This window comes from Streptomyces sp. NPDC059456 (assembly GCF_042750055.1).
GTDB lineage: Bacteria > Actinomycetota > Actinomycetes > Streptomycetales > Streptomycetaceae > Streptomyces.
Genome location: NZ_JBHYVA010000295.1, coordinates 1 through 9,669 on the forward strand (window position 1 = coordinate 1; position 9,669 = coordinate 9,669).

The 9,669-nt window shown below is 70.0% G+C and carries 10 protein-coding genes; 4 read left to right on the forward strand and 6 right to left on the reverse strand.

Features of this window, described 5'->3' with window-relative positions; all coding sequences use genetic code 11:
• Window positions 1-115: 115 nt before the first annotated feature.
• Together ACFXA3_RS23890 and dnaB are read right to left on the reverse strand one after the other, a co-directional pair.
• Window positions 116-1,501 (reverse strand): serine hydrolase domain-containing protein, encoded by a 1,386-nt coding sequence (locus ACFXA3_RS23890; RefSeq protein ID WP_385189883.1) that lies wholly within the window; start codon window positions 1,499-1,501, stop codon window positions 116-118.
• A gap of 9 nt (window positions 1,502-1,510) precedes the next feature.
• The gene (gene dnaB / locus ACFXA3_RS23895; protein ID WP_385189896.1) at window positions 1,511-2,974 is read right to left on the reverse strand and encodes a replicative DNA helicase; all 1,464 of its coding nucleotides are present in this window, start codon (window positions 2,972-2,974) and stop codon (window positions 1,511-1,513) included.
• A gap of 452 nt (window positions 2,975-3,426) precedes the next feature.
• Here dnaB and ACFXA3_RS23900 point away from each other — a divergent pair, with 452 nt between their 5' ends.
• Entirely contained in the window at window positions 3,427-4,764 is a 1,338-nt protein-coding gene (locus tag ACFXA3_RS23900; protein WP_385189886.1) for an MATE family efflux transporter, read from the forward strand.
• A gap of 131 nt (window positions 4,765-4,895) precedes the next feature.
• Here the strand turns inward: ACFXA3_RS23900 and rplI are convergent, their stop codons facing one another.
• From rplI to rpsF, 4 genes are all read right to left on the reverse strand, one after another.
• The gene (gene rplI, locus ACFXA3_RS23905; protein WP_030292603.1) at window positions 4,896-5,342 is read right to left on the reverse strand and encodes a 50S ribosomal protein L9; all 447 of its coding nucleotides are present in this window, start codon (window positions 5,340-5,342) and stop codon (window positions 4,896-4,898) included.
• Window positions 5,343-5,360: 18 nt separating this feature from the next.
• The gene (rpsR, locus tag ACFXA3_RS23910; RefSeq protein ID WP_005315025.1) at window positions 5,361-5,597 is read right to left on the reverse strand and encodes a 30S ribosomal protein S18; all 237 of its coding nucleotides are present in this window, start codon (window positions 5,595-5,597) and stop codon (window positions 5,361-5,363) included.
• 43 nt (window positions 5,598-5,640) lie between these two features.
• A complete protein-coding gene (locus tag ACFXA3_RS23915) occupies window positions 5,641-6,228 on the reverse strand; it encodes a single-stranded DNA-binding protein (protein WP_054227222.1) in 588 nt (195 codons plus the stop codon).
• A gap of 72 nt (window positions 6,229-6,300) precedes the next feature.
• The gene (gene rpsF / locus ACFXA3_RS23920) at window positions 6,301-6,591 is read right to left on the reverse strand and encodes a 30S ribosomal protein S6 (protein ID WP_004950685.1); all 291 of its coding nucleotides are present in this window, start codon (window positions 6,589-6,591) and stop codon (window positions 6,301-6,303) included.
• A 249-nt stretch (window positions 6,592-6,840) separates the two neighbouring features.
• Between rpsF and ACFXA3_RS23925 the strand changes: the two genes are divergently transcribed.
• The 3 genes from ACFXA3_RS23925 to ACFXA3_RS23935 all read left to right on the forward strand — a co-directional run bounded on the left by ACFXA3_RS23925 (window position 6,841) and on the right by ACFXA3_RS23935 (window position 9,505).
• Entirely contained in the window at window positions 6,841-7,155 is a 315-nt protein-coding gene (locus tag ACFXA3_RS23925; RefSeq protein WP_385189890.1) for a hypothetical protein, read from the forward strand.
• A gap of 130 nt (window positions 7,156-7,285) precedes the next feature.
• Window positions 7,286-8,404: a lipid II:glycine glycyltransferase FemX gene (locus tag ACFXA3_RS23930; RefSeq protein ID WP_385189893.1), complete on the forward strand. Its 1,119-nt coding sequence runs from the start codon at window positions 7,286-7,288 to the stop codon at window positions 8,402-8,404.
• Between the two features lie 69 nt (window positions 8,405-8,473).
• Window positions 8,474-9,505 (forward strand): alanine racemase, encoded by a 1,032-nt coding sequence (locus tag ACFXA3_RS23935; RefSeq protein WP_030857746.1) that lies wholly within the window; start codon window positions 8,474-8,476, stop codon window positions 9,503-9,505.
• Window positions 9,506-9,669 lie beyond the last annotated feature (164 nt).

Here is a 9,669-nt window from a genome sequence, read left to right on the forward strand (position 1 = left end):
CGTCCGGTATACCCCTCATCCCCCGTCGGATTCACGCGGCCCACTCCACTCCACGTCGCGGGGCCGGGCCCGTCCATGCGGCCCGGGCCCGGCCCGCGATCGGGGAGGACGGGCCTCAGCCGATGCCCCGCCAGCCCTGCGGGTCCACCCCGCCGGGCACCGAGGCCTGCGCGTCGTACGGCTCCCGCGTGAACACGAACGAGCCGAGGTCGAGATGGCTCACCGAACCGTCCTCGCGCCGGACCGCCCGCAGCGTCTCCCCCGCGTAGTAGCCGGAGAGCCCGGTCCAGCCCCCGTCCGGCGCCGCCCGGAACCGGGCCGACCGCCCCATGGCGCCCGCCGGCCCCAGCTCCAGCAGCCCGTCCGCCGTCAACCGCACCACGTGCGCCGACGTACCCCAGTACCAGGGGCCGCACAGCTCCAGGGCGACCGGATCGGCCTCCCGGAACGGCCGCCACGGCTGCGGGAACGGTGGCTCCGCGTCCGCGACGATCGCCACCAGTTCCGCGGCCACCGCCGAGGCGGGCAGCCCCGACGTGCAGTTCGCCAGCACCACGGCCGCCACGTCGTCCGCCTCGCTCAGCCACAGCCCCGCGACGAACCCCGGCAGCGAACCGCTGTGGCCGGCGAGCCTGCGCCCGCCGGCGTCCACCAGCTGCATGCCGAGCCCGTAACCGAACTCGGCGAGACCGGGCTCCGGCGGTGCCGCGGACGTCCGCATCTCCCGTACCGACTCCGCACTCAGCACGCGCTCGTCACCCCGGGCGAGGAACATCGCGAACCGGGCCAGGTCACGGGTCGTGGACCAGAGTTGTCCCGCCGCGGCCATCAGCCCGAGGTCCTCCAGCGGTTCGGCCATCATCACGTCGGCCCACGGGTGCACCGCCCAGCCGCCCGCGTGCGGGGCCTGCGGCTGCGCCGTCGTACGGTCCAGCCCGAGCGGCTCCAGCACCTCGGCCCGCAGCACCTCTTCCCACGGCTTGCCCCGCACGGCCTCCACGAGCGAACCCAGCAGCGTGTAGCCCGGGTTGGAGTAGTGGTGCCGTCGGCCGGGCCGGAACCGGTACGGCTCCTCACCCAGCACGTCCGCGAGTTCGGGCCGCAGCGCCCCGGGCGTCCGCTCCCACCACGCGCCCGGCGTCTCCGCCGCCAACCCGCCGGTGTGGGCCAGCAGCTGGGCGATGGTCACCTCGCCGACGCCCGTTCCCGGCAGGTGCTGCTCCAGCGGGTCTTCGAGCCGCAGCAGGCCCTCGTCCCGCAGGCGCAGCACGAGAACGGCGGTGAAGGTCTTGCTGATCGACCCGATCCGGTACTGCACGTTCCCGTCGGGCCCGTGCCCCTCGACGGAGGTCCGGGAGCCCTCCCAGACGAGTTCGCCGCCGCGGGCCACGGCCGCGACCACCGACGGCGCCCGGCCCTCGCTCTGCGCGACGGCGATCCGGTGCCTCAGCGCACGCCGGGTGGCAGGAAACAGCTCCAGGTCTTCAGATACGGCATCCATGATCGGATGCTACGTGTTGGCCATGTCCACGAACCGCGAATAGTGGCCCTGGAAGGCGACGGTGATCGTCGCCGTGGGGCCGTTACGGTGCTTCGCCACGATCAGGTCCGCTTCGCCCGCGCGGGGCGACTCCTTCTCGTACGCGTCCTCGCGGTGCAGCAGGATCACCATGTCGGCGTCCTGCTCGATCGAGCCGGACTCACGCAGGTCGGAGACCATCGGCTTCTTGTCGGTGCGCTGCTCGGGACCACGGTTCAGCTGGGAGAGCGCGATCACCGGCACTTCGAGCTCCTTGGCCAGCAGCTTGAGGTTTCGGGACATGTCCGAGACCTCCTGCTGGCGGCTCTCGGGACGGCGGGAGCCGCCCGACTGCATCAGCTGGAGGTAGTCGATGACCACGAGCGAGAGGTCGTTGCGCTGCTTCAGGCGCCGGCACTTGGCCCGGATCTCCATCATCGACAGGTTCGGGGAGTCGTCGATGTAGAGCGGGGCGGCGGAGACGTCCGGCATCCGGCGGGCCAGCCGGGTCCAGTCGTCGTCCGTCATGGTGCCGGAGCGCATGTGGTGCAGGGCGACCCGGGCCTCCGCCGAAAGGAGGCGCATCGCGATCTCGTTGCGGCCCATTTCGAGGGAGAAGATCACGCTCGGCAGGTTGCTCTTGATGGAACAGGCGCGGGCGAAGTCGAGCGCGAGGGTCGACTTGCCCATCGCGGGGCGGGCCGCGATGACGATCATCTGGCCCGGGTGCAGGCCGTTGGTCAGCGAGTCGAGGTCCGTGAAACCGGTCGGTACGCCCGACATCTGGCCGCTGCGCGAGCCGATGGCCTCGATCTCGTCGAGCGCGCCCTCCATGATGTCGCCGAGCGGCAGGTAGTCCTCGGAGGTCCGCTGCTCGGTGACGGCGTAGATCTCGGCCTGGGCGCTGTTGACGATCTCGTCGACGTCGCCGTCCGCCGCGTATCCCATCTGCGTGATCTTCGTGCCGGCGGCGACGAGGCGGCGCAGCACGGCCCGCTCGTGGACGATCTCCGCGTAGTACTCGGCGTTCGCCGCGGTGGGCACCGACTGGACGAGCGTGTGCAGGTACGAGGCCCCGCCGACCTTGCTGATCTCGCCGCGGCGGGTCAGTTCGGCGCCGACCGTGATCGGGTCGGCCGGCTCGCCCTTCGCGTACAGGTCGAGGATCGCCTGGTAGATCGTCTCGTGCGAGGGCCGGTAGAAGTCGTGGCCCTTGATGACCTCGACGACGTCCGCGATGGCGTCCTTGGAGAGCAGCATGCCGCCGAGCACCGACTGCTCGGCGTCGAGGTCCTGCGGCGGTACGCGCTCGAAACCGCCTCCGCCGCCGTCCCAGGAGCCGCCCTCGCGGTCCCGGTCGTGCTGTTCGTCCCCGCGGCCACGGTTGTCGCCGTTACGGCGCGAGCGGGCGGGCAGACGGTCACCCGGACCGCTGTCGGCCCAGGGGTCGTCCATGGGCTCGGGCATGCTCACCGGGCCGCCTCCTCCCGTCCGCAACGCGGACCTCGCCGTGCCACTCTTTCTACGACACGGCTCTGACATTTGGGGCACCCGAATCCGCAGTCGGCGAGTCGGGCAACGCACAACGGTAGGGCCGGGAGCGACGTCAGCCAATCTTGTTATCCACAGGCTGTGTGGATGAGATGTGGATGACCGACCCAATGCTGTGGGTAAGTCGCCGGAAGCTGTGCACGGACCGGGGGACGGCGCTGTGGACAAAATCACCTGCCCCACCCCTCCACCCCATCTGACCTGCGCATTCTTACTCCACCGGCTGTGGGGGAGAAATTTCTTGGCCCGGGTTCCGAGATCGCCTCCAACGGGGTGCCGAGAACGCGCAAGTCAACTCGTTGGTAAGGATCCAAAGATGGTTGCGTCTATTACCTGTGGAAGATTAGATTGAGCGCATGACACAGGCCCTCGCCCCGCTGAAGGGTGCCCCGAGACGGCACGACCGCGAGATACTCGCACTCGCCGTCCCGGCGTTCGGCGCGCTCGTCGCCGAGCCCCTGTTCGTGATGGCCGACAGCGCCATCGTGGGACACCTCGGCACCCCCCAGCTGGCCGGGCTCGGCATCGCCGCCGCCCTGCTCACCACCGCCGTCAGCGTCTTCGTCTTCCTCGCCTACGCCACCACCGCGGCCGTTTCCCGCCGGGTCGGCGCGGGAGACCTCCCGGCCGCCATCCGACAGGGCATGGACGGCATCTGGCTCGCCCTCCTGATCGGTGCCGTCGTCGTCGCCGTCGTGCTGCCGACGGCGCCCTGGCTGATCTCCCTGTTCGGAGCGTCCGACACCGTCGCCCCCTATGCGGTCACCTATCTGCGGATCTCCGCCCTGGGCATCCCGGCCATGCTGATGGTGCTCGCCGCGACCGGCGTCCTCCGGGGCCTCCAGAACACCCGCACACCGCTCTACGTCGCCATCGGAGGCTTCGCCCTCAACGCCGGCCTGAACGGCGCCCTCGTGTACGGCGCCGGCTTCGGCATCGCCGGTTCCGCCTGGGGCACGGTGATCGCCCAGTGCGCCATGGCCGGCGTCTACCTCGTCGTGGTCCTCCGCGGAGCGCGTCGGCACGGAGCCTCCCTGCGCCCCGACGCCGCCGGCATCCGGGCCTGCGCCCAGGCCGGCGTACCGCTGCTGGTGCGCACTCTGTCCCTGCGCGCCGTGCTGATCATCGCGACCGCCGTGGCGGCGCGACTCGGCGACGCGGACATCGCCGCCCACCAGATCCTGCTCTCCCTCTGGAGCCTGCTCGCCTTCGCCCTCGACGCGATCGCCATCGCCGGGCAGGCCATCATCGGCCGTTACCTGGGCGCCGACGACACCGAGGGCGCCAAGGCGGTCTGCCGTCGCATGGTCCAGTGGGGGATCGTCTCGGGGATCGTCCTCGGCGCGCTGGTGATCGTGGCCCGCCCCCTGCTCATCCCGCTCTTCACCGGCGACCCCGCGGTCGAGGCCGCCCTGCTGCCCGCCCTGCTGGTCGTGGCCCTCTCCCAGCCGGTGTCCGGCATCGTCTTCGTGCTCGACGGGGTCCTGATGGGCGCCGGAGACGGTCGCTACCTGGCCTGGGCGATGCTCGTGACGCTCGCCGTGTTCACCCCGGCCGCCCTGCTCGTCCCGAGCCTCGGCGGCGGCCTGACCGCGCTCTGGGGGGCCATGACGCTGATGATGCTGGTGCGGATGGCCACCCTCCAGCTGCGTGCCCGCTCCGGCCGGTGGCTGGTCGCGGGGGCGACCCGCTGATCCGCAGGCCGTGTTTCACGTGAAACACGGAGAACCCCGCCGGGACGTTTCACGTGAAACATCGCCCGGCGATCCCCGGCAACGGCGAAGGGCCGCACCCCCTCAGGGGTGCGGCCCTTCACGTGCAGCACTTAGGCGGCGACAACCTCGACGCCCACGTTCGCGGCGACCTCGGCGTGCAGACGCACGGAGACCTGGTACGAACCGAGGGTCTTGATCGGGGCAGCCAGCTCGACGCGGCGCTTGTCGACCTTCGGACCACCGGAAGCCTCGATCGCCGTGGCGATGTCGGCCGGGGTCACGGAGCCGAAGAGACGGCCGGCGTCACCCGAGCGGGTGGCCAGACGGACCTTCGTGCCCTCGAGCTTGGCCTTGACCTCGTTGGCCTGCTCGATGGTCGCGATCTCGTGGATCTTGCGGGCGCGGCGGATCTGCGCCACGTCCTTCTCGCCACCCTTGGTCCAGCGGATCGCGAAACCACGCGGGACCAGGTAGTTGCGAGCGTAACCGTCCTTGACGTCGACGACATCGCCGGCGGCACCGAGGCCAGAAACCTCGTGGGTCAGGATGATCTTCATTAGTCGGTCACCCTTTCCTTATCGCGCGGTGGACGTGTAGGGCAGCAGCGCCATCTCACGGCTGTTCTTCACGGCCGTGGCGACGTCACGCTGGTGCTGCGTGCAGTTGCCGGTAACGCGGCGGGCACGGATCTTGCCGCGGTCGGAAATGAACTTCCGCAGCATGTTCGTGTCCTTGTAGTCCACGTACGCGGTCTTGTCCTTGCAGAACGCGCAGACCTTCTTCTTAGGCTTGCGCACAGGCGGCTTCGCCATGGTGTCTCTCCTGTGTGATCAAGAAGTGGGGATGCGAGCTCCCCTAGAAGGGGGGCTCGTCCGAGTAGCCGCCGTTGGAGCCGCCGGAGCTTCCGCCCCAGCCGCCCCCGCCGCCCTGCTGCTGGCCGCCGGCCGGCGCGCTGGACGCCCACGGGTCGTCGGAGGGAGCTCCGCCGCCCTGCGGGGCGCCGCCGCCGGGGGCTCCGCCCCAGCCGCCGCCACCACCCTGCTGCTGGCCGCCGCCGTACCCGCCCTGGCCACCGCGACCGGTGGTCTTGGCGACCTTGGCCGTGGCGTTCTTCAGGCTGGGGCCGACTTCCTCGACGTCCAGCTCGTAGACCGTGCGCTTGACACCCTCACGGTCCTCGTACGACCGCTGCCTCAGCCGGCCCTGCACGATGACGCGCATGCCCCGCTGGAGGGACTCGGCGACGTTCTCAGCCGCCTGCCGCCACACCGAGCAGGTCAGGAACAGGCTCTCGCCGTCCTTCCACTCGTTGGTCTGACGGTCGAAGGTGCGGGGGGTGGACGCGACACGGAACTTCGCGACCGCCGCACCCGAGGGGGTGAAGCGCAGCTCGGGGTCGTCGACGAGATTGCCGACGACCGTGATGACGGTCTCGCCTGCCATGGATGAACCTCTCGGCGGGGATTGCTGCTGGGCTGCTGTGCTACTCGGTCCCGATTACCGCTGAACCGGAGTTCAGTGGGTCTCGGGGCGAAGGACCTTGGTCCGGAGAACCGACTCGTTCAGGTTCATCTGTCGGTCAAGCTCCTTGACGACCGCAGGCTCGGCCTGAAGGTCGATGACCGAGTAGATGCCCTCGGGCTTCTTCTTGATCTCGTAAGCGAGACGACGACGGCCCCAGGTGTCGACCTTCTCGACCTTTCCGTTGCCCTCACGGACGACGGAGAGGAAGTTCTCGATCAGCGGGGAGACAGCGCGCTCCTCGAGATCGGGGTCGAGGATGACCATCACTTCGTAGTGACGCATGTGGAACCCACCTCCTTTGGACTCAGCGGCCACGGTCGTTCCGTGGCAGGAGGGTCGTGATGCGTGCGCACGGTGTCCGTAAGCAGACACCGCGCAGCTGTACAGACTACCTGCTCGGCCCCTTCCGGTTGAAATCCGGCGGGAAGGGGCCACACTCTGTACTCATCGGGTGTGCTCGGTGCCACGTCCCGGCCCAGTCGGCGGCGGCCCCGCAGCACCGCTCTGCGTCAGCCAGGAGGTGCCTTTCCGATGGCACAGGCAATGCGGTCCCAGTCCTCCATCTCGCTCTTCGCGACCGACGGCAAACCCCACCCGCTGCAGGACACCCTCATGGTGGCCACGGTGGTCCTCGGCCTCGTGGCGTTCGTCACGGGCTTCTTCGACAATCTGCACCTGCTCAGCTCGTGGACCGGGCTCGTCGGAATCCTGACCGGCGCGTACGGACAGTTCATCTCGGAGACGACACGCGAGCGCTTCGCACTGATCATCGGGCTTGGGGCCGCGGGCGTGGGCTTCTACCTCGGCATGGCGCACGGCGGTCTCTTCGGCGGCCTGACGGGCTGACCGGGGCACTTCCGCGACAGGGCGCCGGCCGCTCACCGGCCCGGGCCGGGCCCGTCCCCCAGAAGGGTGGCGCCCTTGTCGCAGTAGGCTTCGCGCCATAGCCAGCGAAGCCGCCGAGGAGACGCCCCGCATGAGCCTGTCCCTGAGGACCATCAGCCGAGAGCAGCATCTGGGATATCTCCAGAGCCTGCCCTCGGCTAGCCACTGCCAGGTCCCGGCGTGGGCCGACGTGAAGAACGAGTGGCGTTCCGAGAACCTCGGTTGGTTCGACCAGAACGACGAACTGGTCGGCGCCGCCCTCGTGTTGTACCGGCAGCTGCCCAAGGTGAAGCGCTACCTCGCGTACCTTCCCGAGGGGCCGGTCATCAACTGGTTCGCCCCGAACCTGGAGGAGTGGCTCCAGCCGATGCTGGCCCACCTCAAGCGCCAGGGCGCGTTCACCGTGAAGATGGGTCCGCCCGTCGTCATCCGCCGCTGGAACAGCGCCGCCATCAAGGCGGGCATCCAGGACCCGGAGGTCAAGCGGCTGCGCGACGTGGAGGCCTCGCACATCGAGCCCCGCGCCTTCGAAGTGTCCGACAAGCTGCGCCGCATGGGCTGGCAGCAGGGCGAGGACGGCGGCGCCGGCTTCGGCGACGTGCAGCCCCGGTACGTCTTCCAGGTACCGCTCGCCAACCGCTCGCTGGACGACGTCCTCAAGGGCTTCAACCAGCTGTGGCGCCGCAACATCAAGAAGGCCGAGAAGGCCGGCGTCGAGGTCGTCCAGGGCGGCTACGAAGACCTGCCGGTCTGGCAGGAGCTGTACGAGATCACGGCCGAGCGCGACAAGTTCCGCCCGCGCCCGCTCAGCTACTTCCAGCGCCAGTGGACGGCCCTCAACTCCGAGGACCCGAACCGGATGCGGCTGTACATCGCGAAGCACGAGGGGGAGCCGCTGGCCGCCGCCACGATGCTCACCGTCGGCCAGCACGTCTGGTACTCGTACGGCGCCTCCGCGAACCACAAGCGCGAGGTCCGTCCGTCGAACGCGATGCAGTGGCGCATGCTGCGCGACTCGTACGCGCTCGGCGCCAGCGTCTACGACCTGCGCGGCATCAGTGACACGCTGGACGAGAACGACCACCTGTTCGGCCTCATCCAGTTCAAGGTCGGTACGGGCGGCGAGGCCGTCGAGTACGTCGGCGAGTGGGACTTCCCGCTGAACAAAATGCTGCACAAGGCGCTCGACATCTACATGTCTCGCCGCTGACCTGCTGCCGCACCCCCACACACCGCATCGCTGCACAGGCAGCTTTTTCGAGAGAGGCTCCGGACGGGCATGGCGCTCACGCTCTACGTCGACACCGCGCGCTGGCGTGCGCACCAGAAGCAGATCCAGGACCAGTTCCCGGGGATGATTCCGGTCTGCAAGGGCAACGGATACGGCTTCGGCCACGAGCGGCTGTGCGAGGAGGCGACCCGGCTGGGCGCCGACGTGCTGGCCGTCGGGACCACGTACGAGGCCGCCAGCATCAAGGACTTCTTCGGCGGCGACCTGCTCGTCCTCACCCCGTTCCGGCGGGGCGAGGAGCCGGTGCCGCTGCCGGACCGGGTGATCCGCTCGGTGTCCTCCCTGGACGGGGTCCGCGGCCTGGTCGGTGCCCGCGTGGTCATCGAGTGCATGAGCTCGATGCGCCGCCACGGCATCTCCGAGCAGGACCTGGGCCAGCTGCACGCCGCGATCGAGGACGTGCGGCTGGAGGGCTTCGCCCTGCACCTGCCGCTGGACCGCCCGGACGGCTCGGACGCCGTCGAGGAGGTCATCGGCTGGATGGACCGGCTGCGCGCGGCCCGGCTGCCGCTGCACACCATGTTCGTCAGCCACCTGCGGGCCGAGGAGCTGGCCCGGCTCCAGCAGCAGTTCCCGCAGACCCGGTTCCGGGCACGGATCGGCACCCGGCTGTGGCTCGGCGACCACGAGGCCACCGAGTACCGCGGCGCTGTCCTGGACGTCACGCGCGTCGCGAAGGGCGACCGGTTCGGCTACCGCCAGCAGAAGGCCGCCTCCGACGGCTGGCTGGTCGTGGTCGCGGGCGGCACCTCGCACGGGGTGGGCCTGGAGGCCCCCAAGGCCCTGCACGGCGTGATGCCGCGCGCCAAGGGCGTGGCACGGGCCGGCCTGGCCACCGTGAACCGGAACCTTTCGCCGTTCGTGTGGGCGGGCAAGCAGCGCTGGTTCGCAGAGCCCCCGCACATGCAGGTGTCGATCCTGTTCGTGCCGTCGGACGCCCCCGAGCCGAAGGTCGGCGACGAGCTGGTGGCGCACCTGCGGCACACCACGACGCAGTTCGACCGGGTGCTCGACGCCTGAAACGCACCCGGTCGGTGACGAAACCGGTCACTGCCCGGGCGTCGTGCCCCACTCGACCCGCTGTCCCTGCGAGGGGGGGGCCGCCCGGGGCGCCCCCCCCGCGGGCCCCCCCCGCCCAAACCGCCCGGGGGGGTTTACAAAAAAACCGACCCCCAGCGACCCAA